Below are 24,361 nucleotides of genomic sequence, written 5' to 3'. Positions count from 1 at the left end.
CATGCGACTCGAACCAGGACAGGTGGCCGTCGTCACCGGCGCTGCCAGCGGCATCGGCCTCGCGATGGCCCGCCGCTTCGCCGCCGAGGGGCTGAAGGTCGTCCTCGCCGACGTGGAGGAGGGCGCCCTGCGCAAGGCCGCCGAGGAACTCGCCGCCGACGGCGCCGACGTCCTCGCCCGGACCGTGGACGTCAGCGACCGCGACTCGGTGCTCTCGCTGGCCGACGCCGCGTACGAGGGCTTCGGCGCCGTGCACGTGCTGTGCAACAACGCGGGCGTGGGCTCCGGCGCCGAGGGCCGCATGTGGGAGCACGAGCCCAACGACTGGAAATGGGCGTTCTCCGTCAACGTGTGGGGCGTCTTCCACGGCATCCAGGCCTTCGTCCCCCGCATGATCGCGTCAGGCGCTCCCGGCCACGTCGTCAACACCTCCTCCGGCGACGGCGGCATCGCCCCGCTGCCCACCGCCTCCGTGTACGCCGTCACCAAGGCCGCCGTGGTGACGATGACCGAGTCCCTCTACGCGCACCTCAAGGCGGAGGGCGCGGCCGTCGGCGCCTCCGTCCTCTTCCCCGGACCGCACATGCTGCGCACCGGGCTGTGGGAATCGCACCGCAACCGGCCCGAGCGGTACGCGAAGGAGCGGCCGCGCAAGTCCCCGTACCGCAGCCTCGACCAGTACGAAGCAGCCATGAAGAAGGCCGGCCACGAGGTGAACTTCACGCCCGTCGAGGAGGTCGCCGAGCACGTCGTCGACGGCATCCGCGCCGACCGCTTCTGGATGCTCCCGGCCAGCGAGCACAGCGACCGGCAGATCCGCGCCCGGTCGCAGTCGATGCTCGACCGGGCCAACCCCGCCTACCTGGAAAGCTTCATCCTCGACTGAGGGGCGTCTGCAGTGAGTCACACGCGCGAAGACCGGCACGAAGACCGGCACGAAGACCGGTACGAGGACCCGTACCTCATCATCTCCTCCGACTGTCACGCGGGCCTGCCGACCGAGCAGTACCGCCCCTACCTGGACAGCGCGTTCCACCCCCAGTTCGACGAGTTCCTCGGGGAGCGCGACGCCCGTCGCGCGGAGGCCACCCGACTGGGCGTCCGCAACGAGGCGTTCGCCGAGAAGTGGTTCCACGACCACGAGGAGGGCCTCAAGGGCGGCTGGGACACGGCGCAGCGGCTGAAGGAGCTCGACGGCGACGGCGTGGCCGCCGAGGTCGTCTTCCCCGACGCGGACGCCGTCGACAGCCAGACCGCGGCCCCCTTCGGAGTGGGCCTCGGCCTCTCCGGCGACCAGGACCCCGAGCTCGGCATGGCGGGCGCGCAGGCGCACAACCGGTGGCTCGCGGAGTTCGTCTCGGAGCATCCCGAGCGCCACTGCGGGGTCGCCCTGCTCCCCATCACCGGCGAGCCGTCGAAGGTGGTCGCCGAGATCCACCGGGCCAAGGAGTCCGGGCTGGGCGCGCTGATGATCCCCGCGATGTGGGTGGACAAGGCGCCCTACCACGACCGCCGCTACGACCCCGTCTGGGCGGCGGCGGCCGAGACCGCGATGCCGATCGTCACCCACTCCGGTTCCTCGCCGCGCCACGAGTACGGGGACCACCTCGGCATCTTCGTCTCCGAGGTCACCTGGTGGCCGGCCCGCCCGCTGTGGTTCCTGCTCTGGTCCGGGGTCTTCGAGCGGCACCCGGGCCTCAAGTTCGGCGTGGCGGAATCGGGCTGCTGGTGGCTCCCCAACCAGCTGTGGTTCATGGACCGGCTCTACCTCGGCGCGCACGGCGGCAAGAAGCTGTCCCCCTTCGAGGAGCTGAAGCGGCCGCCGAGCGAGTACCTGGACCGGCAGGTCTTCATCTGCGCGACGAACACCAAGCGCCGGGAACTGGCCCAGCGCTACGAGATCGGCGTCGACAACATCCTGTGGGGCTCGGACTTCCCGCACCCCGAGGGCACCTGGCCGGCCACCCGCGCCTGGCTGAAGAAGACCTTCCACGACATCCCGGTCACCGAGGCCCGCCGGATGCTGGGCCTGGCGGCGGCCGAGGTCTTCGGCTTCGACACCGAGAAGCTCGCCCCGATCGCCCGCCGGATCGGCCCCACCCCGGCGGAGCTGGGCCAGTCCCCGGACCAGGCGGCGGTGGAGGCGTCCTGGGCGCGCTCGCGCGAGGTGGGCCGGCACTGGCTGACGGACAGCGACTTCCCGGTGCTGGGGGTGAACTCATGACGCCCGAGGACCGCTACACGGTCATCTCGGCGGACTGCCACGCGGGCGCCGACCTGCTGGACTACAGGCCGTACCTGGAGAAGCGGTACCACGAGGAGTTCGACGCCTGGGCCGCCTCGTACGTGAACCCGTACGAGGACCTCCTCGCGGACACGGCGGACCGCAACTGGAACTCCCAGCGCCGCCTGTCCGAACTGGAGGCGGACGGCATCGTCGCGGAAGTCCTCTTCCCGAACACCATCCCGCCGTTCTTCCCCAAGGCCTCCCTGATGGCGCAGCCCCCGACGGCCTCGGAGTACGCGATGCGCTGGGCGGGGCTGCAGGCCCACAACCGCTGGCTGGCCGACTTCTGCGCGGACGCGCCGGGGCGGCGCGCGGGCGTGGTCCAGATCCTCCTCAACGACGTGGACGCGGCGGTCGCGGAGATCCGCCGCACCCGCGAAGCCGGCCTCACGGGCGGCATCCTGCTGCCAGGAGTCCCGCCCGGCTCCACCGTCCCCGAGCTCTACTCGGAGGCGTACGACCCGATCTGGGCGGTCTGCGACGAGCTGGACGTCCCGGTCAACCACCACGGCGGCTCCGCGTCGCCGCCGCTCGGCGACGAACCGGCGGCCCGCGCGGTCTTCATGGTGGAGACGACCTGGTTCTCGCACCGCGCCCTGTGGCACCTCATCTTCGGCGGCGCCTTCCGCCGCCACCCGGGCCTCAAGCTGGTCCTGACGGAGCAGGGCTCCGGCTGGATCCCGGGCGTGATGGAGATGCTGGACTACTACCACGGCCGCCTGGTCGCGGCTTCGGGCACGGCCGAGTCCAAGTTCGGGGCGGGCCTGGCGGACGCGATGGGCAAGGGCCCGAGCGAGGTCTGGCGGGACAACTGCTTCGTGGGAGCGAGCTTCATGCGGCCCCACGAGGTCCCGCTGCGGGAGCGGATCGGCCTGGACAAGATCATGTGGGGCAGCGACTACCCCCACGACGAGGGCACCACCCCCTTCTCCCGCGAAGGCCTCCGCATCGCCTACGCGGGCCTCCCGAGGGAGGAGGTCGCCGCGATGATCGGCGGCAACGCCGCCCGCGTCTACGGCTTCGACCTCCCGCTCCTGGACGCGGTGGCTTCCAAGCACGGCCCCCTGGTCTCGGAGATCGCGGAGCCCCTGACGGCCATCCCGCCACAGGCCACGAGCCCGGCCTTCGCCCGCGGCGGCTCGGTCCGCGTCTGGTGACACCCCGGCTGTCCGCCGGAGCGGCTCACGAGAAGAAGGTGAGCCGCTCCGGCGCGATCCGCTCCGTCCCGGTGAAGGCGGTGCGCCGGTCGAGCTCCAGCCGCAGGTGGTCCAGCCCTGCCAGGGGAGCGACGTCCACGGTCCCCGCGCATTCGGCGATCCGCAGCCGGGTCAGTCCCGGCAGTTCCCGCAGCTGCTCCAGACCGCCGGCGAGCCCGCAGCGCAGCAGCATCAGCTCGGTGAGCCGCCGGTACGGGAGCAGGTGGGCCACCTCCACCGGCGCGGTGTACCGGATCTGCAGCGAGGTCAGTCCGGTGAGTGGCCGCCGCCCCACGAACTGCCCGTACTGCCAGTCCCCGGCGATGGCGAGGGAGGTCAGCGCGGGCCAGCGCTCCAGCCCGTCGAGGGAGAGTCCCCGCGCACCCTGCCACAGGGTCAGCTTGGTCAGCCCCTCCGCTGCCGGGACGTCCCCGATGTGCCGCTCCTTCGGCTCGAAGCCGATGACCAGCGACCGCAGCCCTGGTATGCCGGCCAGGGGAGCCAGCGACAGCCCGTTCTGTACGTACCCGAAGGCGAGGCTGTCCGCGGTGAGCTCGGCGACCGGCTCGATGCTGGTCACCCCCGGGCAGTCGAAGACTCCGAGGTGGCGCAGCGCGCGGTGACCCGACAGCACCGAGAGGTCGGCCACGCCCGGATTGTGCTCCACGACCAGCCACTCCAGGTCCCGCCGCTCGGTGATCTCCCGGGGGATGCCGTTGTCCGAGGTGAGGTAGACGCGGCGGATGTGCGGAAGCCCGGCGAACGCCGCCAGCTGCCCGGGGGTGCGGATGTGCAGGTGCGTCGTGCGCATCGGGGCGCCGGCCAGCACCGCGTCCGCGTAGTCCGCCGTGGGGAACCGGCCCCAGGCGTCGGACAGTTCATGGCCCACCTCGTACCGGTCGTCCCCCCGGAACGCGGCGATGACCTGGAGCGCCCGGTCCCCGCCGACGAGTGCGGCCGTGCGGACGGTCGCCTGCGCCTGGGCCTCGCTCAGGCCCGCCGGCTCGGGCAGCAGTTCCAGTACCATCTCGCCCGCCTTGGCCAGCTCCTCGGCCTGGTCGGGACCGCGCGGGGGCAGCAGCTCCGCGGTGCGCGCCCGGACCTCGTTCCAGACCTCCGGGTCCAGCTCCGGCGCGTGCTCCAGGCAGGCGGCGGCCAGGAGCACCAGCCGATTGCGACGGCTCGTGACCTTGTCGGCACGGCGCAGCAGCTGGCGGAGCAGCCGGGCCCGTTCGTCGGGCCGTGCGTGGCCCACGGCCATGCGGACCACGTCGTCCCAGGTGTCCTCGTGCGCGTGGCGGACCAGGACGCCGAAGTCCCGGGCCTCCACCGCGGCCTTGGCGCCGAGGTAGTCCCGGAAGGTCCGGTGCACGAACTGCACGGCTCCGGGGACGGGCTCGATCAGCAGGCCGCTGCGGATCAGGAGGTGGTTGAACACCTGCTGGGCGGTGCCCTGCGCCCGTACGCGCGGCATCGAGTCCAGCCATGCGGCGACCATCGCCACGGCTTCGTCGCGGTCCGCTTCGAGGTGCTCGTTGCGGATCAGCCAGTAGGCGAGCCGCTGGAGCAGGAGGGTCTGCTCGTCCCGGGTGAGATCCACCCCCTCCACGCCACTGATCTCCCGCTCGTTGTCGCGTCGGACCAGCAGCATGTCGAGGGCCGCGTCGTACAGTTCCTTGCGCGCGCGGGGCAGGTGCGTGTGCCGGTCCCGGTTCAGGGCGCAGAGCAGCGCGCACATCAGGGGGTTGGTGGCCAGCCGGCCGAGGTCGCGGCGCGAGTCCACCGCCTGGCCGAGCGACTCCTCGTACCGGTCCAACTGGGCCAGTTCGTCCGGGGAGTGGCAGTCGGCGCGCGCCGCGTCGTGCCAGTGGCTCACGAACGTCCGGACCTCCTTGCGCTCCATCGGGAGCAGCGTGGTGCGCGAGAATCCGTGGCCCGAGAGCCAGTCCTCCGGGACCGCCGACGGCCGGGTCGTCACGATGTACCGGGCCTGCGGGTATGCCCCGAGCAGGGACCACAGCCAGGCCTCGGTCTGGTTGCGCAGGTGCTGGGGCACTTCGTCCACCCCGTCGACCAGGACCAGCGCCCGACCGCTCCGCATGAGGGCGGAGGCCCAGCCCGCCGGCGCCTCGCCGTGCAGGGGGACACCCGCCGTGCGCAGGAACTCCTCCGGCATCGGTGCCGCTTCCCGGGAACGCAGGGAGCGCAGCTGCAGGACGAACGGCACGCAGGCGTTCAGCTCGCTCAGCTCCGGACCGAAGCTGCGCCGGGCCGCGTTCAGCGCCAGCCACTGGATCAAAGTGCTCTTCCCCGACCCCGCCGGGCCGCGCAGCAGCACCCGGTCCGTTCCGCGCAGCGCCTGCTTCACATCGACCGAGGTCCGGTGCGGTTCCGGTGCTTCACCCGGTGACCGGGCGCCGCTCACGGCGAGGCTGATGTAGGCCAGGTCCAGCGGCCACTCCGGCCGGGACCGGCTGAGGGTGAGGCCGAAGAGCTGGAGGCGGCCGTGGGTGCGGGCGATGTACTCGGCGTAGCGCTCCTCGAAGGCGTGGGCCGAACCGTCTCCCGCGTGGTGCAGGCGGTCCAAGGAGCGTGTCAACTGCCCCGTCCGGCGGACCAGTTCCACGTCCGCCCGGGCCCCGAAGCCCGGCAGGGTCGTCGCGTACTCCACCACGTGCGCGCAGCACAGGGCGACCAGCCGCCGGTACAGGGCGTCGGCGGCCTCGCTCAGCCCCGGAGGGGGAGCCGGCAGGGCCGCGGCCAGGGCCGCCGGGTCGAGGTCCGCGGCGAACAGGGTCTGCGCGTCCAGGTCGCCCAGCGCCGCGAAAGTGTCGCCGACCGCCGTCACCGCCGCCAGGCGTTCGTGCTCCGGGAGTCCCACGCAGGCCGGGCCCAGCCGGGCGGCCAGAACCTCCGTCAGGCGGCGGATCTCCGCCGCGCCCAGCTCCGTCGGCGGCTTGCGCCAGCGCCCCGCCGGGGCGGCCGGATCGGCCACCAGGCCCGCCCCCGGGGCCCGGGCCAGGAGGGACTTGACCAGCGCGCCCGCCGCCGTCCCCGCCACCCGTAAGAGAACCGTCTCGAATCCCGTCATCCCCCACCCTCTCCTTGCTCGGACATCATCTCGCGAACCCGCGGTAACCCAGATGGATACCGATCGGTAACAACCTCTAGCGGCACCCCCGGAGCCGCCTCTATGGTGCGGACATGCCGAACCTGCCCGATGTCGTGCTGTGGTCCATACCGGCCTTCGTGCTGCTCACCGTCCTGGAGATGGTGAGCTACCGCATCCATCCCGACGAGGACGCCGCCGGGTACGAGACCAAGGACGCCGTCACCAGCCTCGGCATGGGAATCGGCAGCCTCGTCTTCGACTTCCTCTGGAAGATCCCCGTCGTCGCGATCTACACCGCCGTCTACGAGCTGACGCCCCTGCGCGTGCCCGTCCTGTGGTGGACCGTCCTGCTGATGCTGCTCGCGCAGGACTTCCTCTACTACTGGCAGCACCGCGGCCACCACGTCATCCGCGTCCTGTGGGCTTGCCACGTCGTTCACCACAGCAGCCGCAAGTTCAACCTCACCACCGCCCTGCGCCAGCCGTGGACCAGCGCCACCTCCTGGCCGTTCTACCTGCCGATGATCGCGCTCGGCGTGCACCCCGCCGCCGTCGCCTTCTGCTACTCGGTCAACCTCGTCTACCAGTTCTGGATCCACACCGAGCGGATCGACAAGCTGCCGCGGCCCGTCGAGTACGTCTTCAACACCCCCTCCCACCACCGCGTCCACCACGCCTCCCAGGGCGGCTACCTGGACCGCAACTTCGCCGGGATCCTGATCATCTGGGACCGGATGTTCGGCTCCTGGGTGGGGGAGACCGACAAGCCCGTCTTCGGTCTGACGAAGGACATCAACACCTACAACCCGCTGCGCGTGGCCACCCACGAGTACGCCGCCATCGCCCGCGACGTCCGGGCCGCCACGAGCTGGCGCGAGCGCGCCGGACGGGTCTTCGGCGGCCCCGGCTGGCAGCCCGCCCCGGCGGCCCAGGCAGCCCAGCCGGCCACCGCACCGGAGCACGCCGCGTGAGCGCTACCGAGTCCCGTACGCCGTCGTGGGCGGCCCGCACCGCGACCGCCGCCGGCGGCGGCCTCGCCGGCCGGGTACTGCTCGGCGCCTTCGCCGCGGCCACCGCCGCCGACCTCGGCTCGCTGCTCGCCGGCTGGCACCTCGGGCACGTCCTCGCGAAGCCGCTGCTGATGCCGCTGCTGGTGGCGTACGTGATCACCCGCGGCGCCCCCCGCCTGCTGGTCGCCGCCCTGCTCTTCGGCTGGGGCGGGGACCTCGCCCTGCTCTTCGACGCCGAGCCCGCCTTCCTGATCGGCATGGGCTCCTTCGCCGCCGGGCACGTCTGCTACCTCGTGCTCTTCGGCCGGCGCGGCACCAACGCCCTGCTCGGCGGCGGGTACGGGCTCGCGCTCCTGGGGACCGTCGCGCTGCTCTGGGGAGACCTCCCCGCCGACCTGCGCATCCCCGTCGCCGGGTACAGCCTGCTCCTGGCCGCCATGGCCTACCGCTCAAGTGCCTTCGGCCTGCGGGCCGGGGTGGGCGGGGCGCTGTTCCTGCTGTCGGACACCCTCATCGCCACCGGCGTCGCCGACTGGCCCCAGCTTCCCCGCCCGGACTTCTGGATCATGGCCACCTACGCGGCCGCCCAGTACCTGCTGGCCACGGGCAGCCCGGCCCGCGAACAGGCGTAAGGTAGGCCGGCCCCACAAGGGCAGCACAGTCAAGACCGACCGACCCGGTCGGCCGACACGAGGGAAGCACCACCATGCGCGCCACCGTCATCCACGCCCCGCACGACATACGCGTGGAGGAGGTGCCGGACGCCGCGATACGGCGACCCGGGGACGCCGTCGTCCGCGTCCTGCGTGCCTGCATCTGCGGCAGCGACCTGTGGGCCTACCGCGGCGAGGCCGAGCGCCAGCCCGGCCAGCGCATCGGCCACGAGTTCTTGGGCATCGTCGAGGAGACCGGCCCCGACGTGTCCGGCCTGCGCGCCGGAGACCTGGTCGTCGCGCCCTTCATGTGGTCGGACGGCACTTGCGAGTACTGCAAGGAGGGTCTGTTCACCTCCTGCGACCACGGCGGTTTCTGGGGCTCGGTCGGCCACGACGGCGGCCAGGGCGAGGCCGTCCGCGTCCCGCACGCCGACGGCACCCTGGTCAAGCTGCCCGCCGAGGCCGCCTCCGACGACCACCTGCTCACCGGGCTGCTCGCGCTCTCCGACGTCATGGGCACCGGGCACCACGCGGCCCTGGGCGCCGGGGTGCGCCCGGGCTCCACGGTCGCCGTCGTCGGTGACGGCGCGGTCGGCCTGTGCGGCGTCCTCGCCGCCAAGCGCCTGGGCGCCGAGCGGATCATCGCACTGGGCCGCCACACCGTCCGTACGGACATAGCCCGGCTCTTCGGGGCCACCGATGTGGTCGCCGTGCGCGGCGAGGCCGCCGAGGCGGCCGTGCGCGAGCTCACCGGCGGCCGGGGCGCGCACGCGGTCATCGAGGCGGTCGGCACCGAGCAGTCCATGCGCACCGCCGTGAACATCACCCGCGACGGCGGGGCCGTCGGCTACGTCGGTGTCCCGCACGGCAGCGGCACCGGCCTCGACCTCGGCGTCATGTTCGACCGCAACATCACCCTGCGCGGCGGCGTGGCCCCCGTCCGCGCCTACATCCCGGAGCTGCTGGACGACGTGCTCAGTGGCGCGATCGACCCGTCGCCCGTCTTCGACCGGGCCGTGTCCCTGGACGAGGTCCCGGACGGCTACCGCGCGATGGACGACCGCAGCGCGCTCAAGGTGCTGATCAAGCCCTGAACGAGCGATGAGGGCCGGGCGGGGGACGACCCCCGCCCGGCCCTCTCGCGTACTACGCCTGCCAGGTGTTACTGCACGGCCTTGAGCGCGTCGACCACGCCGTAGCCGTAGTAGCCGGTCTGGCCCCACTTGCTCACGCAGGTGGTGGCGTTGATCAGAGCGCCGGTCGCGTCGTAGACCTGGGCCGGGCAGGCCGTCTTGGTGGCCTGGCCCTTGAGCATCGCCTGGAGCTGCGCCGGCGTGGCCGACGGGTGCGCGCTCTTGAGCAGGGCCGCGACGCCCGCGACGTGCGGGGTGGCCATCGAGGTGCCCTGCTTGTAGCCGTAGCCGCCCGGGATGGTGGACAGCACGCGGCCGTTGGCGTCCGGGGTGGCCGGTATCTGCCACTTGTCGCCGCCGGGGGCCGCGACGTCCGCCACGCCCAGGCCGAAGCTGGAGTAGTACGACTTGAAGCCCTTGTCACCGGTCGCGGTCACGGTGACCACGCCCGGCAGCTGGGTCGGCACGTCCAGGCAGACGCGCGGGTCTATCGTGCGCGGCGTCGGGGTCGTGTCGTTCGGGCTGGTGTCGTCGACGATCGAGTCGGACGCCAGGTCGAAGTTCTCGTTGCCGGCCGCGGCGACGTTCAGCACGCCCTTGCGCTGGGCGTAGTTGCTCGCCCGGGTGAGGGCCTCCACCAGCGCCTTCTGGTCGTCGTCCGTCTTGCAGTTGAAGTACCAGGGGTCGACGTAGTAGCTGTTGTTGGTCACCTCGATCCCCTTCTCGGCGGCGAACATGAAGCCGCAGACGACCGCCTCGGTGTAGAACAGGCTGGTCCCGGGCTCGCTCACCTTGATCGCGGCGAGCTTCACACCGGGCGCGACACCGCTGACGCCCACGCCGTTGCGCGGGGCGCCGATGGTGCCGGCCACGTGCGTGCCGTGGTCGCTGCCGTCCGCGTACGGACGCCAGGCGCCCTCGGTGGTGTCCGGGACACCGCCGACGCAGTTGGCCGACTGCTCCTTGGAGAAGTTCGCGGCGAGATCGGGGTGGGTGTCGTCGACACCCGTGTCGATGATGCCCACCGTGACGTCGGGGCTGCCATCGTTGATCTTGTGAGCCTGGTCGGCCTTGATCGCCCGGAGGTCCCACTGGTTGGACTCCAGCGGCTCCTGCCCCGGCGCCGCGTCCGCCGCCGCCTTGGCGGCGTCCGCCGCGCTGAGCTTCTGCGTGGTGCCCTCCTCGGTGGTCTGCACCGTCTTCAGAGGGGCCGTCCGGGTGGCGCCCACGGACACGAACAGTCCGCGCTGGGCCCGCAGCTGCTTGGCGAACTCCGGGTTCTGGGAGTGCGCGACGATGACGCCGATCTGCTCGTGCGCCGTCACCACCGTGCCGCCGGCACGCTCGATGGCCTTCTTCGCCGCCGTCACCGTGGCGTACGTGTTCAGGTTCGCCACGTACGACAGCTTGGGCCCGGTGGTCTCGGCCTTGGAGGCCGTGGCCGCGTCCGCCGTGTTGCCCAGCGGAGCGGCGGAGGCCGCGACCGAGGGCAGGAAGGCGAGCGAGGCGGTGAGCGCCAGGCCGACCGGAACGGCGAGAGCACGCCGGCGGCCGGATCCCAGATGAGCCATGGGTTCTCCACATCATCCTTGAAAAAACCGCCCGGCCGTGGTCACGGCGGACGGGTTCATGACATGTGGAACCTAGTGCCGGTGTTCGCTTCTGCGCCATCAGTTCGAGAAATCAGTCTCTAAAGAAACAGCGGGTGTTGAACCGTCCCGACGCGCCGGCCGTGCCGTTGACAGGGGGGCTCGGCACCACCGTCCCCCACACGGAGGTTGTTTTGTCCGTCGTCCCCACCGCGTCCGCATCGCAAGGAGAACCCCCCGTGACCACCGAAGCAGCGCCGCCGCCAGGCAGCGCGGGAACGCCCCCGGCGGTCCCCACGGCCGAAGATTTCGGACACGTCCAGCAGAGCGCCGAGTTCGCCGAACTGCGCAGCTCCTACCGTTCCTTCGCCTTCCCGCTGACCGTGGCCTTCATCGCCTGGTACCTGCTCTACGTACTGCTGTCCAGCTACGCGGGCGGCTTCATGGGGACCAAGCTCTTCGGCAACATCAACGTCGCCCTCGTGCTCGGCCTCGCCCAGTTCGCGACGACCTTCCTGATCGCCTGGCTGTACTCGCGGCACGCCGCCACCAAGCTCGACCCCAAGGCGGCCGCCATCAAGGCGAGGATGGAGGCCGGCGAATGAGCGGCTCGCTCCACCTGACGACGGTCGCGGCCGGTGCCACCGAGCACCGCCCGCTGATCATCACCCTCTTCGGCCTGTTCGTCGTCGCCACCCTGATCATCACGATCTGGGCCGGCCGCCAGACCAAGGACGCCGCCGACTTCTACGCGGGCGGCCGCCAGTTCACCGGCTTCCAGAACGGCCTGGCCATCTCCGGCGACTACATGTCCGCCGCGTCCTTCCTCGGCATCGCCGGCGCCATCGCCCTCTTCGGCTACGACGGCTTCCTCTACTCCATCGGCTTCCTCGTCGCCTGGCTGGTCGCCCTGCTGCTCGTCGCCGAGCCGCTGCGCAACTCCGGCCGCTACACGATGGGCGACGTCCTCGCGTACCGGATGCGCCAGCGGCCCGTCCGCACCGCCGCCGGCACCTCCACCATCGTGGTCTCGATCTTCTACCTGCTCGCCCAGATGGCCGGTGCCGGCGTGCTCGTCTCGCTGCTCCTGGGGATCACCAGCGACGGCGGCAAGGTCGCCGTCGTCGCCCTGGTCGGCGTCCTGATGATCCTCTACGTGACCATCGGCGGCATGAAGGGCACCACCTGGGTCCAGATGATCAAGGCCGTCCTGCTGATCGCGGGCGCCCTGCTGATCACCTTCCTGGTGCTGCTGAAGTTCAACTTCAACATCTCCGACCTGCTGGGCAGGGCCGCCGAGAACAGCGGACAGGGCACCAAGTTCCTGGAGCCCGGGATGAAGTACGGCAAGGACTCGCTGACCAAGCTGGACTTCATCTCGCTCGGCCTCGCGCTGGTCCTGGGCACCGCCGGCCTGCCGCACATCCTGATCCGCTTCTACACGGTCCCCACCGCCAAGGCCGCCCGCAAGTCCGTGAACTGGGCCATCGGCATCATCGGCGGGTTCTACCTGATGACGATCGCCCTCGGCTTCGGAGCCGCCGCCCTGCTGAACCGGGACGACATCATCAAGTCCAACAAGGCCGGCAACACCGCGGCCCCGCTGCTCGCCCAGGAGATCGGCGGCGGCGCGGGCTCCACGGGCGGCGCCGTCCTGCTCGCCGTGATCTCCGCGGTCGCCTTCGCCACCATCCTCGCGGTGGTCGCGGGCCTCACCCTCGCCTCCTCCTCGTCCTTCGCGCACGACCTGTACGTGAACGTCATCCGCAAGGGCAAGGCCACCGAGCAGGAGGAGGTGCGTGCCGCCCGCTGGTCAACCGTGGTCATCGGGGCCGTCGCCATCGGCCTGGGCGCCCTCGCCCGCGACCTGAACGTCGCCGGCCTGGTCGCCCTCGCCTTCGCGGTCGCCGCCTCGGCCAACCTGCCGACGATCCTCTACAGCCTCTTCTGGAAGCGCTTCACCACCCAGGGAGCGCTGTGGTCCATCTACGGCGGCCTGATCGCCGCGGTCGGCCTGGTGCTGTTCTCCCCGGTGGTGTCCGGGAAGCCCACCTCGATGTTCAAGGACGCCGACTTCTACTGGTTCCCGCTGGAGAACCCGGGCATCATCTCCATCCCGCTCGGCTTCCTGCTGGGCTGGCTCGGAACCGTCCTGTCGAAGGAGGAGGCGGACCCCCAGAAGTTCGCGGAGCTGGAGGTCCGCTCCCTCACGGGAACCGGGGCACACTGAGCGGGCTCTACGCATGCGACCGAACACTGTGCGTGGCCGTGTCGTACTTCCCTACGACGCGGCCGCGTTACGTCTCGTTCATTCGGGGACCCCTTCATGACACAGGCGTCGCGTAGGCTCGATCTATCGAATCGCCACAGCTCCGGACAGGGGAGGGGGCCCACAGTGCTTCTCGACACATATGGCCGCGTCGCAACTGACCTGCGCGTCTCGCTCACCGACCGGTGCAATCTGCGCTGCACCTACTGCATGCCCGAGGAGGGCCTGCAGTGGCTCGGCAAGTCCGACCTGCTGAGCGACGAGGAGATCGTGCGGCTGATCCGCATCGCGGTCACCCAGCTCGGCATCACCGAGGTCCGCTTCACCGGCGGCGAGCCGCTGCTCCGCCCCGGCCTGGTCGGGATCGTCGAGCAGTGCGCGGCCCTGGAGCCCCGCCCCAAGATGTCCCTGACCACCAACGGCATCGGCCTCAAGCGCACCGCGCAGGCCCTGAAGGCCGCCGGCCTGGACAGGGTGAACGTTTCCCTGGACACCCTGCGGCCCGACGTCTTCAAGACCCTCACCCGCCGCGACCGTCACAAGGACGTCATAGACGGCATGGCCGCGGCCCGCGAGGCCGGCCTCACCCCCGTCAAGGTCAACGCGGTCCTCATGCCCGGACTCAACGACGACGAGGCCCCCGACCTGCTCGCCTGGGCCGTGGAGAACGAGTACGAGCTCCGCTTCATCGAGCAGATGCCGCTCGACGCCCAGCACGGCTGGAAGCGGGACGGCATGATCACCGCCGGTGACATCCTGCAGTCCCTGCGCACCCGCTTCACGCTCACCGAGGAGGGCGCCGACGAGCGCGGCTCCGCCCCGGCCGAGCGCTGGGTGGTCGACGGCGGCCCGGCCACCGTCGGTGTCATCGCCTCCGTCACCCGCCCGTTCTGCGGCGCCTGCGACCGTACGCGGCTCACGGCCGACGGCCAGGTGCGTACGTGCCTGTTCGCCACCGAGGAATCGGACCTGCGCGCCGCCCTGCGCTCGGGCGCCCCGGACGAGGAGATCGCCCGGCTGTGGAAGGTGGCGATGTGGGGCAAGAAGGCCGGGTCCGGTCTCGACGACCCGACCTTCCTGCAGCCCGACCGCCCGATGTCGGCGATCGGCGGCTAGGGCCTTCCGTTCCGGAGGGCGGCGCCCAGCCCCCAGCGCCCAGCGCCAGCGCGCCCAGCCGTCAGCGCTCGCGCTCCGAGCCCTCCGGCTGCACCCACTCGTCGAGCTTCACGACGTCCTTGAGGAAACCGCGGACCCCCAGGAACTGGGAGAGGTGTTCGCGGTGTTCCCCGCATGCCAGCCAGGTCTTGCGCCGCTCCGGCGTGTGCAGCTTCGGGTTGTTCCACGCCAGCACCCAGACGGCCGCGTCGCGGCAGCCCTTGGCGGAGCATGCGGGGGTTTCGGTATCAGGGGAGGTCACGCCTCAACCCTACGGAAAGGCGACGCCGAGCAGCCACGGGGGGAGCTGCCCGGCGTCGGTCCGTCGCTCCGACGGGGGATGCGGAGCGCGTAGGCAGTATGTCACGCAGGACCCGGTACGGTGCACTGGAACTTCATGATTGATCTGAGGTTTTCTTGAGGTTTTCCGCCTCCAGCGCAGGCCTCACGGGCGCCGGGACGAAGTGTGAGGGCAGCGAGGGGGCCGACTCGCGCCCCGCGTTGGCGATGACCACGGCCACGTAGGGCAGCAGTGCGCCCGCGATCAGCGTCACGATCGCCACCGGGCGCTGCACGTTCCACAAGAGCACGGTCGCGATGACCGACAGGGTCCTGATGGCCATCGAGATCACATAGCGTCGCTGGCGGCCCCGCACGTCCTCGGCGAGCCCCATCCGCGCACCGGTGATCCGGAAGACCTCGGCCCCGTTCCGCTTCTGTCGCTTCGTCCGCTCCACAGTCCACCACCCGATCACCCGCCGGACGCTTCCCGGCCCGGACTCTCCCACCGTACGCGGCCGCCCGGACCGCGAGGAGAGGGGGTGTCGCTCGAATGGAGTGTTCGAAATGCGCGTTACGCCGCACGGGTCGACACTGGGCGCACGTGCGCACAACGCGCCGGGAGGAGGCTCGACATGTCTTGGTTGTGGGCGATCATCGTCGGTTTCGTGCTGGGCTTGATAGCCCGGGCCATCCTGCCGGGCAAGCAGCACCAGCCCCTCTGGCTGACCACCCTCTTCGGCATCATCGGCGCCGTCATCGGCAATGCCGTTGCCTCCTGGATCGGTGTCGCGGACACCAGGGGCATCGACTGGACCCGGCACTTGCTGCAGCTCGCCGGGGCGGTCCTGATCGTCGGTCTCGGCGACATGGCCTACGGGGCGGTCCGGGGCAAGCGACAGACAACCTAGGGCGTGTTTCGAGCACGCCCTGGCCGGCCCCCGGCATGCCGGAGGGGCCGGCCAGGACCCATGTCCGGCCGGCCCCTCCGACGCGTGCCGTGCGGTGTGGCGACGCGTCAGGCGCCGGTGACCTCGACCGCCGCCAGGCTCTTCTTGCCGCGGCGCAGCACCAGCCAGCGCCCGTGCAGCAGGTCTTCCTCGGCGGGGACCGCGTCCTCGGCCGTGACCTTCGCGTTGTTCACGTAGGCCCCGCCCTCCTTCACGGTCCGGCGGCCGGCCGACTTGCTCGCGACGAGACCGGTCTCCGCCATCAGGTCCACGACCAGGCCGAGCTCCGTCACCTGGGCGTGCGGCAGCTCGGACAGGGCCGCGGCCAGCGTGGCCTCGTCCAGCTCCGCCAGGTCGCCCTGGCCGAACAGCGCCTTCGACGCGGCGATCACGGCGGCACATTGGCCGGCGCCGTGCACCAGCGTGGTCAGCTCCTCCGCCAGCGCCCGCTGCGCGGCGCGCGCCTGCGGCCGCTCGGCGGTCTGCGCCTCCAGCGCCTCCAGCTCCTCACGGCTCCGGAAGGACAGGATCCGCATGTAGGTGGAGATGTCCCGGTCGTCCACGTTCAGCCAGAACTGGTAGAACGCGTACGGTGTGGTCATCTCCGGGTCCAGCCAGACGGCCCCGCCCTCGGTCTTGCCGAACTTGGTGCCGTCCGCCTTGACCATCAGCGGGGTCGCCATCGCGTGCACGACCGCGCCCGGCTCGACCCGGTGGATCAGGTCGAGACCGGCCGTCAGGTTGCCCCACTGGTCGGAGCCGCCCTGCTGGAGCACGCAGCCGTGGCGCCGGTAGAGCTCCAGGAAGTCCATGCCCTGGAGCAGCTGGTAGCTGAACTCCGTGTAGCTGATGCCCTGGTCGGACTCCAGCCGCTTGGCGACCGAGTCCTTCGTCAGCATCTTGTTGACGCGGAAGTGCTTGCCGATGTCCCGCAGGAACTCGATCGCGGACATGCCCGCCGTCCAGTCCAGGTTGTTGACCAGGACCGCCGCGTTCTCGCCCTCGAAGGACAGGAACGGTTCGATCTGCGAGCGCAGCCGGTTCACCCATTCCGCGATGACCGCGGGGTCGTTCAGGGTGCGCTCGGCGGTCGGGCGGGGGTCACCGATCTGGCCGGTGGCCCCGCCGACCAGCGCGAGCGGCCGGTTCCCCGCCAGCTGGAGCCGGCGCATGGTGAGCACCTGCACCAGGTGCCCCACGTGCAGCGAGGCCGCGGTCGGGTCGTAGCCGCAATAGAACGTGACAGGACCGTCCGCGAACGCCTTGCGCAGCGCTTCTTCGTCGGTGGACTGGGCGAAGAGCCCGCGCCACTTCAGTTCGTCGACGATGTCCGTCACGGTTCTCTCGACTCCTTTGGTGTAGGGAAAAACAAAGCCCAGTCTAGGTGGGTCAGACCCCCTTGCTGACCGAGCTCATGTTGAAGTCCCGGATGCGCAGCGCCGGCATCGAGGCCCGGGTGAACCAGTCGCCCCACTCGCGCGGCAGGGTCTTCTCGGTCCGGCCGGCCTCCGTGGCCCGCGACAGCAGGTCCACGGGGGACTCGTTGAACCGGAAGTTGTTGACCTCGCCGACGACCTGCCCGTTCTCCACCAGGTAGACGCCGTCCCGGGTCAGGCCCGTGAGTAGCAGGGTGGCCGGGTCGACCTCGCGGATGTACCAGAGGCAGGTCAGCAGCAGACCCCTCTCGGTGCCCGCCACCATCTCCTCCAGCGACTTGTCGCCGCCCCCGTCCAGGATCAGGTTCCCGAACGAGGGGGAGAGGGGCAGCCCGGTCAGCCCGGAGGTGTGCCGGGTCGTGGTCAGCCGGGTCAGCTCCCCGTCCCGGATCCACTCGGTGGACGGGACCGGCAGGCCGTTGTCGAACACCGAGGCGTCGTCCCCGGAGCTGTGCGCGATCACGAACGGCGCGGACTCCAGGCCCGGCGCGTTCGGGTCGCTGCGCAGGGTCAGCGGGAGCTGCGACAGCTTCTCGCCGATCCGGGTGCCGCCCCCGGGCTTGGAGAAGACCGTACGGCCCTCCACCGCGTCCCGGGCCGCCGCCGACCACATCTGGTAGATCAGCAGATCGGCCACGGCGGTCGGCGGCAGCAGGGTCTCGTACCGCCCGGCGGGCAGCTCGATCTTCCGCTCCGCCCAGCCCAGGCGCACGGCCAGCTCCGCGTCCAGCACGGTCGGGTCCACGTCCTTGAAGTCCCTGGTCGCGCGGCCGGCCCAGGCCGAGCGCTGCCGGTCGGGGGACTTGGCGTTGAGCTCCAGGGTGCCCGTGGGCTGGTCGTGGCGCAGCCGCAGGCCCGTCGAGGTGCCGACGTACGTGGAGACCAGCTCGTGGTTGGCGAAGCCGTACAGCTCCCGGCCGCCCGCGCGGGCCCGGGCGAAGGCCTCGCCGAGGGCGGGCGCGAAGTCCGCGAACACCGCCGAGGAGGTCTCGGCGGGCGCGTCCGTGAAGTCGGGCGAGGCCGGGGTCCCCGTCACCAGCGGCTGGGCGTCCTCGGCGGGACCCGCCCCGCGCGCGGCCGCCTCGGCGGCCCGGACCAGCGGTTCCAGGTCCGCGGCGGTGACGGCGGAGCGCGAGACGACCCCCGAGGCCGTGCCCTCCTTGCCGTCGACCGTGGCGATGACGGTGAGGGTGCGGCCGCGGGTGACGCCGTTCGTCGTCAGGGCGTTGCCCGCCCAGCGCAGGTTGGCGCTCGACTCCTCGTCGGCGATGACGACGCAGCCGTCGGCGGTGGACAGCTCCAGGGCCCGCTCGACGATCTCGTGGGGCTTGGTGCGTCCGTTCGAAGGGGTGCTCATCGGCCGGCCTCCTGCGTGGTGTTCAGGATGTTCACGTCGCGGAACAGCGCGGACGGGCAGCCGTGCGAGACGGAGGCCACCTGGCCCGGCTGGGCCTTGCCGCAGTTGAAGGCGCCGCCCAGGACGTAGGTCTGCGGGCCGCCGACCTTCTCCATCGAGCCCCAGAAGTCGGTGGTCGTGGCCTGGTACGCGACGTCGCGCAGCTGCCCGGCCAGCTTGCCGTTCTCGATGCGGAAGAACCGCTGCCCGGTGAACTGGAAGTTGTAGCGCTGCATGTCGATCGACCAGGAGCGGTCGCCGACGACGTAGATGCCGCGCTCCACCCCGCCGATGAGGTCCTCGGTGGACAGACCGCCCGGATCCGGCTGGAGCGACACGTTCGCCATCCGCTGCACGGGCACGTGCCCGGGGGAGTCGGCGTACGCGCAACCGTTGGAGCGGCCGAGACCGGTCAGCTTCGCGATCCGCCGGTCCAGCTGGTAGCCGACCAGCGTGCCGTCCTTGACCAGGTCCCAGCTCTGCGCCTCGACGCCCTCGTCGTCGAAGCCGATCGTGGCCAGCCCGTGTTCGGCGGTGCGGTCACCCGTCACGTTCATGATCGAGGAGCCGTACTTGAGCTTGCCGAGCTGGTCGAAGGTGGCGAAGGAGGTCCCCGCGTACGCCGCCTCGTAGCCCAGTGCCCGGTCGAGCTCCGTGGCGTGGCCGATGGACTCGTGGATGGTGAGCCACAGGTTGGACGGGTCCACCACCAGGTCGTAGCGCCCGGCCTCCACGCTCGGCGCCCGCATCTTCTCGGCGAGCAGGCCGGGGATCTGCTCCAGCTCGGCGTTCCAGTCCCAGCCGGTGCCCGTCAGGTACTCCCAGCCGCGCCCGGCCGGCGGGGCGATGGTGCGCATGGAGTCGAACTCGCCGGTGGTGGCGTTCACGGCGACGGCCGTGAGCTGCGGGTGGATCCGGACCCGCTGCTGGGTGGTCGCGGTGCCCGCGGTGTCGGCGTAGAACTTGTTCTCGTGCACGGCGAGCAGCGAGGCGTCCACGTGCGCGACTCCGTCGGCCGCCAGGAGCCGCGAGCTCCAGTCGGCGAGCAGCGCCGCCTTGTCCGCGTCGGGAACCTCGAAGGGGTTCACGTCGTAGGCAGAGATCCAGGTCCGCTCCGAGTGCACCGGCTCCTCGGCCAGTTCCACCCGCTCGTCGGAGCCCGCGGCCTTGATCACCTGGGCCGACAGCTTCGCCATGGCCACGGCCTGCGAGGCCACCTTGGCGGCGGCGTCCATGGTCAGGTCCACACCGGAGGCGAACCCCCAGCTGCCTCCGTGCACCACGCGGACCGCGTAGCCGAGGTCGGTGGTGTCGGACCCGCCGGAGGGCTTGGCGTCCCGCAGCCGCCAGGAGGCGCTGCGGATCCGCTCCAGCCGGAAGTCGGCATGCTCGGCGCCCAGTGCGCGCGCCCGGGCGAGCGCCGCGTCGGCGAGCGCCCGCAAGGGCAGTGCGGTGAAGGCCGCGTCGATGGAATGGGGCACGGAAGTCCTCCCGGGGTCGGGGCCGGTCGCCTCGATCATGTCGCGCTCAGGGCTCTTGTGCCTACATCTTTCTGTAGGGACTCGACAGAGCCCGCCGCAAGGCCCTGTCGGAGGTCGATTCTCCGTACGAGGGGAGCGGCCTATAGGTTTTTGGTATTCAGACCGCTAGCGAAAGGGTGATCCGTTGAGCCGCTCGGTTCTCGTCACCGGAGGAAACCGGGGCATCGGCCTCGCCATCGCCCGTGCCTTCGCGGAGGCCGGAGACAAGGTCGCGATCACGTACCGGTCCGGCGAGCCGCCGGAGGCACTGACCTCGCTCGGCGTCCTGGCCGTCCGCTGCGACATCACCGACTCCGAGCAGGTGGAGCAGGCCTACAAGCAGATCGAGGACGCGCACGGCGCGGTCGAGGTGCTCGTGGCCAACGCGGGCATCACCAAGGACACTCTGCTGATGCGGATGTCCGAGGAGGACTTCTCCTCGGTCGTCGACACCAACCTCACCGGCACCTTCCGGGTGGTCAAGCGCGCGAACCGTGGCATGCTCCGTGCCAAGAAGGGCCGCGTCGTCCTGATCTCCTCGGTCGTCGGACTGCTGGGCTCGGCGGGCCAGGCCAACTACGCCGCCTCCAAGGCCGCGCTGGTCGGCTTCGCCCGTTCACTCGCCCGTGAGCTGGGCTCGCGCAACATCACGTTCAACGTGGTCGCCCCCGGCTTCGTCGACACGGACATGACTAAGGTGCTCACCGACGAGCAGCGCGCGGGCATCGTGGGCCAGGTGCCGCTCGGCCGTTACGCGCAGCCCGAGGAGATCGCGGCAGCCGTGAGCTTCCTGGCGTCCGACGACGCCGCGTACATCACCGGAGCCGTCATTCCCGTTGACGGCGGATTGGGCATGGGTCACTGATCACCATGAGCGGAATTCTCGAGGGCAAGCGCATCCTCATCACCGGGGTGCTGATGGAGTCGTCCATCGCTTTCCACACCGCCAAGCTGGCCCAGGAGCAGGGCGCCGAGGTCATCCTGACCGCGTTCCCCCGCCCGACGCTGACCGAGCGCATCGCCAAGAAGCTACCCAAGCCGGTCAAGGTGATCGAGCTCGACGTCACCAACGACGAGCACCTGGCCCGCCTGGAGGGCCTCGTCCGCGACGAGCTCGGCGGCCTCGACGGCGTCGTGCACTCCATCGGCTTCGCGCCGCAGGACGCGCTCGGCGGCAACTTCCTGAACACCCCGTTCGAGTCGGTCGCCACCGCCATGCACGTCTCGGCGTTCTCGCTGAAGTCGCTGACCATGGCTTGCAAGCCGCTGTTCCCGCACGAGGGCGCGGCCGTCGTCGGCCTCACCTTCGACGCGCAGTTCGCCTGGCCGCAGTACGACTGGATGGGCCCGGCCAAGGCCGCGCTGGAGGCCACCAGCCGCTACCTCGCCCGTGACCTGGGCAAGGAGAACATCCGCTGCAACCTGGTCTCGGCCGGCCCGATCGGCTCGATGGCCGCGAAGTCCATCCCCGGCTTCTCGGAGCTGGCGGACGTCTGGAACTCCCGCTCCATGCTGGAGTGGGACATGAGCGACCCGGAGCCGGCGGGCAAGGGCGTCGTCGCCCTCCTCTCGGACTGGTTCCCGAAGACCACCGGCGAGATCGTCCACGTGGACGGCGGCCTGCACGCGATGGGTGCCTGACGGCTCCCCACTCCGTACGGCGGCGGCCGCGCCTCCCTTCCGGGAGGCGCGGCCGCCGCCGTTCTCGTGGGTCACGGAGCGGCCCGCGGCGCCGCACTCGATCGGATGTTCGCCGTGCGACCGGATCTTCCCGAGTCGAAAACCAGGACAGATACCTGCAAACTGGCCGAGTCGGGATCTTCCCGGCTCCGGCGGGGAGGAGGTACGGGAGTGCGCGCGAGACCGAGCCGAACGCTATCGCTGCTGTTCACCTCGGTGATCCTGACCGGACTCCTGGGTCCCGGTGCGCTCGCGCAGTCCCCGGGCGAGGAATCGGCGTACGGCCCCGAGGCGGCCGCCCCCGCCGTGGTGGACCTCGCCGACATCCCCGCCGAACCACCCGTACAGCCCGCGCGGCCCGACCCCCGGGAGCTCTTCGGCGCCGACTGCGACACCGAGATCAACGGCTCGCAGGTGACGGCGCACTGCCACAACGGCTACCCGCAGACCGACCTGGTGCGGCTGCACGTCGAATGCGACCGCTGGTGGGACGTGGACGGCGACGGCGCGGCCGTGGCCGTCGGCCCGGCCGGACGCGTCGAACTCGTCAGCCGCTGCTGGAAGGAGGTCCGCTCGGCCTGGGTCAGCCACCAGCGGCCGTGACCGCCCCGACGGCCCCGGCCGTTCCTCCCGTTCCTCAGGCGGTGCCCTTGCCGAGGCAGGCGAAGGGGTAACCCGCCGCCTCCGAGGCGGCCGCGTCCCCGTCGCCCCGCCGGATCGCCTCGATCAGCCGGGCGTGGTCCAGATGGGCGGAGGGGTGCAGCTCGGTCCCGACGTCCGCGCGCAGCCAGTCCGCCACGAGATCGCCGAGGTCGGCGTACAGCTCGACCAGCACGTCGTTGTGCGAGGCCGTGACCACCGCCATGTGCAGGCTCACGTCCGCCGCCACGAACAGCTCCGCGTCCCCGCTCGCCCAGGCCTCCTCGCGCCGCGTGAGCAGCGCGTCCAGCTGTACGAGGTCCCGCTCGGTGCGCCGCTCCGCCGCCAGCCGGGCCGCCGAGGACTCCAGGGTCGAGCGCAGCTCCGCGATGTGCCGCGGCTCGGCCCCGGCGAAACGGCGGTGCATCACCCCGGCCAGCTCGCTGGTGGCGATGACGTACGTACCCGAGCCCTGCCGGATGTCGAGCAGGCCGTTGTGCGCGAGCGCCCGCACGGCTTCGCGCACCGTGTTGCGGGCGACGCCGAGCAGCTCCACCAGCTCCGGCTCGGTGGGGATGCGGGCGCCGACCGGCCACTCGCCGGAGGTGATCTGGTTCCGCAACTGGGTGATCACCTGGTCGACGAGCGCGGAGCGCCGTGGCGAGGTCAGCGGCATGTGTTCCTCTTCGTTCCACTGAGGGCGACTGGACAACCAATCATCCCATGATTCTATGATGGTTGAATGCCCGACGAAGAACTCCAGACCATGAACCGCCCGCCGGTCGTGCGCACCGCCCCCGACCGGCCTCTTCCCGCCCCCGTCCACGTCGCCCCCACGTGGCTCGGTCCGGTGCTCATCGTCGGAATCGTGCTGGCCGCCCTCAACCTGCGGCCCGCCATCACCAGCCTCGGCGCCCTCTTCGAGGAGACCCGCACGGGCCTCGGCATGAGCGGCACCGTCGCCGGACTCATCACCTCCGTCCCCGCCCTCTGCTTCGCCGTCTTCGGCGTCACCGCGCCCCGGCTGTCCCGCCGCTTCGGCCCGGCCGCCGTCGTCTGCGCCGGCATGGCCGCCGTCGCCGCGGGCCTGCTGATCCGCCCCTTCGCGGACAACGCGGCCGCCTTCCTCGCCGCCAGCGCGCTGTCCCTGGCCGGCATAGCCGTGACCAACGTCCTGCTCCCGGTGATCGTCAAGCGCTACTTCCCGGACCGGGTCGGCACGATGACCGGCCTGTACTCCATGGCGCTGGCCGCCGGCACCTCGCTCGCCGCCGCCGCGACCGTCCCGCTGACCGGCGCCCTCGGCGGCAGCTGGCGCACCGGCCTGATGATCTGGGCCGTGCTCGCACTGGTCGCCGTACTGCCCTGGCTGCCCATCGCCCGCGCCTCGCGGCGCGCCGCACGGGCCGAGGCCGCGGCCGTCGGCTCCGGGGAGGGGACCGCCGTACGGGCCGACACCGGTCCCCGGGTCGTCCGCAGCCGCACCGCCTGGGCCCTGGCCTGCTACTTCGGCCTCCAGGCCACCGGCGCGTACGTCACCATGGGCTGGCTCCCGCAGATCTTCCGCGACGCCGGCGTCTCCGCCTCCACCGCCGGCGTACTGCTCGCCCTCACCATGGTCATGGGCGTCCCGCTCGCCTTCGTCATCCCCGGCCTGGCCGGCCGGATGCGGAACCAGGGCCCCATCGCCGTCACCCTCGGCCTCTTCGGCCTCGCCGGGTACCTAGGGCTCTACTTCGCCCCGGCCGCGGGCGCGTGGGCCTGGGCGCTCCTGCTCGGCGTCTCCAACTGCGCCTTCCCCCTCGTCATCACGATGATCGGACTGCGCGCCAAGTCCCCGGCCGGCGTCGTCAAGCTCTCCGCCTTCGCCCAGAGCACCGGCTACCTCATCTCCATCCCCGGGCCCCTGGTCATCGGCACCCTCTACCAGCACAGCGGCGGCTGGGACCTGCCCCTCGCCCTCATGGCCGGACTGCTCGTCCCGCAGATCGCGCTCGGGGTCCTGGCCGGACGGGACCGCACGATCGAGGACGAATGCGGCATGCGAGACTGAG

General features: G+C 71.3%; 22 protein-coding genes. 14 read left to right on the top strand and 8 right to left on the bottom strand.

Annotation, left to right across the window (positions count from 1 at the left end):
* The first annotated feature begins 1 nt into the window (after position 1).
* Genes OG429_RS10380 through OG429_RS10370 form a run of 3 tightly spaced genes read left to right on the top strand, consistent with a single transcriptional unit; the run spans position 2 to position 3,444 of the window.
* Positions 2–886, top strand: coding sequence for an SDR family NAD(P)-dependent oxidoreductase (locus OG429_RS10380; protein ID WP_328925011.1), 885 nt, complete (start codon positions 2–4; stop codon positions 884–886).
* 12 nt (positions 887–898) lie between these two features.
* The gene (locus OG429_RS10375; protein ID WP_328925010.1) at positions 899–2,224 is read left to right on the top strand and encodes an amidohydrolase family protein; all 1,326 of its coding nucleotides are present in this window, start codon (positions 899–901) and stop codon (positions 2,222–2,224) included.
* The gene (locus tag OG429_RS10370) at positions 2,221–3,444 is read left to right on the top strand and encodes an amidohydrolase family protein (RefSeq protein ID WP_328925009.1); all 1,224 of its coding nucleotides are present in this window, start codon (positions 2,221–2,223) and stop codon (positions 3,442–3,444) included. The genes OG429_RS10375 and OG429_RS10370 overlap by 4 nt, the downstream gene beginning before the upstream one ends.
* A 25-nt stretch (positions 3,445–3,469) precedes the next feature.
* On the opposite strand, the gene OG429_RS10365 is transcribed toward OG429_RS10370, so the two are convergent.
* The gene (locus OG429_RS10365; RefSeq protein ID WP_328925008.1) at positions 3,470–6,574 is read right to left on the bottom strand and encodes an NACHT domain-containing protein; all 3,105 of its coding nucleotides are present in this window, start codon (positions 6,572–6,574) and stop codon (positions 3,470–3,472) included.
* 113 nt (positions 6,575–6,687) lie between these two features.
* Here OG429_RS10365 and OG429_RS10360 point away from each other — a divergent pair, with 113 nt between their 5' ends.
* From OG429_RS10360 to OG429_RS10350, 3 genes are all read left to right on the top strand, one after another.
* Positions 6,688–7,566, top strand: coding sequence for a sterol desaturase family protein (locus OG429_RS10360; RefSeq protein WP_328925007.1), 879 nt, complete (start codon positions 6,688–6,690; stop codon positions 7,564–7,566).
* Complete coding sequence (locus tag OG429_RS10355) at positions 7,563–8,237, top strand: lysoplasmalogenase (protein WP_328925006.1); 675 nt, start codon at positions 7,563–7,565, stop codon at positions 8,235–8,237. Before OG429_RS10360 ends, OG429_RS10355 begins: the two co-directional genes overlap by 4 nt.
* A gap of 74 nt (positions 8,238–8,311) precedes the next feature.
* Complete coding sequence (locus tag OG429_RS10350) at positions 8,312–9,355, top strand: zinc-dependent alcohol dehydrogenase family protein (RefSeq protein ID WP_328925005.1); 1,044 nt, start codon at positions 8,312–8,314, stop codon at positions 9,353–9,355.
* 68 nt (positions 9,356–9,423) lie between these two features.
* Here the strand turns inward: OG429_RS10350 and OG429_RS10345 are convergent, their stop codons facing one another.
* A complete protein-coding gene (locus tag OG429_RS10345) occupies positions 9,424–10,965 on the bottom strand; it encodes a S8 family serine peptidase (RefSeq protein ID WP_328925004.1) in 1,542 nt (513 codons plus the stop codon).
* 257 nt (positions 10,966–11,222) lie between these two features.
* On the opposite strand from OG429_RS10345, the gene OG429_RS10340 reads away from it, so the two are divergent.
* From OG429_RS10340 to moaA, 3 genes are all read left to right on the top strand, one after another.
* Positions 11,223–11,588, top strand: coding sequence for a DUF485 domain-containing protein (locus tag OG429_RS10340; RefSeq protein ID WP_328925003.1), 366 nt, complete (start codon positions 11,223–11,225; stop codon positions 11,586–11,588).
* On the top strand, positions 11,585–13,213 hold the full coding sequence (locus OG429_RS10335; RefSeq protein WP_328925002.1) for a solute symporter family protein: 1,629 nt from the start codon (positions 11,585–11,587) through the stop codon (positions 13,211–13,213). Before OG429_RS10340 ends, OG429_RS10335 begins: the two co-directional genes overlap by 4 nt.
* A 165-nt stretch (positions 13,214–13,378) precedes the next feature.
* The gene (gene moaA / locus OG429_RS10330) at positions 13,379–14,368 is read left to right on the top strand and encodes a GTP 3',8-cyclase MoaA (protein WP_328925001.1); all 990 of its coding nucleotides are present in this window, start codon (positions 13,379–13,381) and stop codon (positions 14,366–14,368) included.
* A 61-nt stretch (positions 14,369–14,429) separates the two neighbouring features.
* On the opposite strand, the gene OG429_RS10325 is transcribed toward moaA, so the two are convergent.
* Both OG429_RS10325 and OG429_RS10320 read right to left on the bottom strand, forming a co-directional pair.
* Positions 14,430–14,669, bottom strand: coding sequence for a hypothetical protein (locus OG429_RS10325; protein WP_328925000.1), 240 nt, complete (start codon positions 14,667–14,669; stop codon positions 14,430–14,432).
* A 133-nt stretch (positions 14,670–14,802) separates the two neighbouring features.
* Positions 14,803–15,081: a DUF3099 domain-containing protein gene (locus tag OG429_RS10320; RefSeq protein WP_328930224.1), complete on the bottom strand. Its 279-nt coding sequence runs from the start codon at positions 15,079–15,081 to the stop codon at positions 14,803–14,805.
* Between the two features lie 240 nt (positions 15,082–15,321).
* Here OG429_RS10320 and OG429_RS10315 point away from each other — a divergent pair, with 240 nt between their 5' ends.
* Positions 15,322–15,597 (top strand): GlsB/YeaQ/YmgE family stress response membrane protein, encoded by a 276-nt coding sequence (locus OG429_RS10315; RefSeq protein ID WP_328924999.1) that lies wholly within the window; start codon positions 15,322–15,324, stop codon positions 15,595–15,597.
* 107 nt (positions 15,598–15,704) lie between these two features.
* Here the strand turns inward: OG429_RS10315 and tyrS are convergent, their stop codons facing one another.
* The 3 genes from tyrS to OG429_RS10300 are packed head-to-tail and all read right to left on the bottom strand — an operon-like array spanning position 15,705 to position 19,988.
* Positions 15,705–16,973, bottom strand: coding sequence for a tyrosine--tRNA ligase (gene tyrS / locus OG429_RS10310; RefSeq protein WP_328924998.1), 1,269 nt, complete (start codon positions 16,971–16,973; stop codon positions 15,705–15,707).
* 52 nt (positions 16,974–17,025) lie between these two features.
* Positions 17,026–18,429: a metallopeptidase TldD-related protein gene (locus OG429_RS10305; RefSeq protein WP_328924997.1), complete on the bottom strand. Its 1,404-nt coding sequence runs from the start codon at positions 18,427–18,429 to the stop codon at positions 17,026–17,028.
* Positions 18,426–19,988, bottom strand: a complete 1,563-nt coding sequence (locus tag OG429_RS10300) for a TldD/PmbA family protein (RefSeq protein ID WP_405921241.1) — start codon at positions 19,986–19,988, stop codon at positions 18,426–18,428. The genes OG429_RS10305 and OG429_RS10300 overlap by 4 nt, the downstream gene beginning before the upstream one ends.
* A 145-nt stretch (positions 19,989–20,133) precedes the next feature.
* Between OG429_RS10300 and fabG the strand changes: the two genes are divergently transcribed.
* From fabG to OG429_RS10285, 3 genes are all read left to right on the top strand, one after another.
* Positions 20,134–20,853, top strand: a complete 720-nt coding sequence (fabG, locus tag OG429_RS10295; protein ID WP_328924995.1) for a 3-oxoacyl-[acyl-carrier-protein] reductase — start codon at positions 20,134–20,136, stop codon at positions 20,851–20,853.
* Positions 20,854–20,858: 5 nt separating this feature from the next.
* Entirely contained in the window at positions 20,859–21,629 is a 771-nt protein-coding gene (gene fabI / locus OG429_RS10290) for an enoyl-ACP reductase FabI (RefSeq protein WP_328924994.1), read from the top strand.
* A gap of 210 nt (positions 21,630–21,839) precedes the next feature.
* Positions 21,840–22,271, top strand: coding sequence for a hypothetical protein (locus tag OG429_RS10285; protein WP_405680109.1), 432 nt, complete (start codon positions 21,840–21,842; stop codon positions 22,269–22,271).
* Positions 22,272–22,305: 34 nt separating this feature from the next.
* On the opposite strand, the gene OG429_RS10280 is transcribed toward OG429_RS10285, so the two are convergent.
* On the bottom strand, positions 22,306–22,983 hold the full coding sequence (locus tag OG429_RS10280) for a FadR/GntR family transcriptional regulator (protein WP_328924993.1): 678 nt from the start codon (positions 22,981–22,983) through the stop codon (positions 22,306–22,308).
* A gap of 66 nt (positions 22,984–23,049) precedes the next feature.
* On the opposite strand from OG429_RS10280, the gene OG429_RS10275 reads away from it, so the two are divergent.
* Complete coding sequence (locus OG429_RS10275; protein ID WP_328924992.1) at positions 23,050–24,360, top strand: CynX/NimT family MFS transporter; 1,311 nt, start codon at positions 23,050–23,052, stop codon at positions 24,358–24,360.
* Position 24,361: the final 1 nt, after the last annotated feature.

It is taken from the genome of Streptomyces sp. NBC_00190 (genome assembly GCF_036203305.1).
Classification (GTDB): domain Bacteria; phylum Actinomycetota; class Actinomycetes; order Streptomycetales; family Streptomycetaceae; genus Streptomyces.
This window is presented reverse-complemented; position numbering and strand designations above follow the sequence as displayed.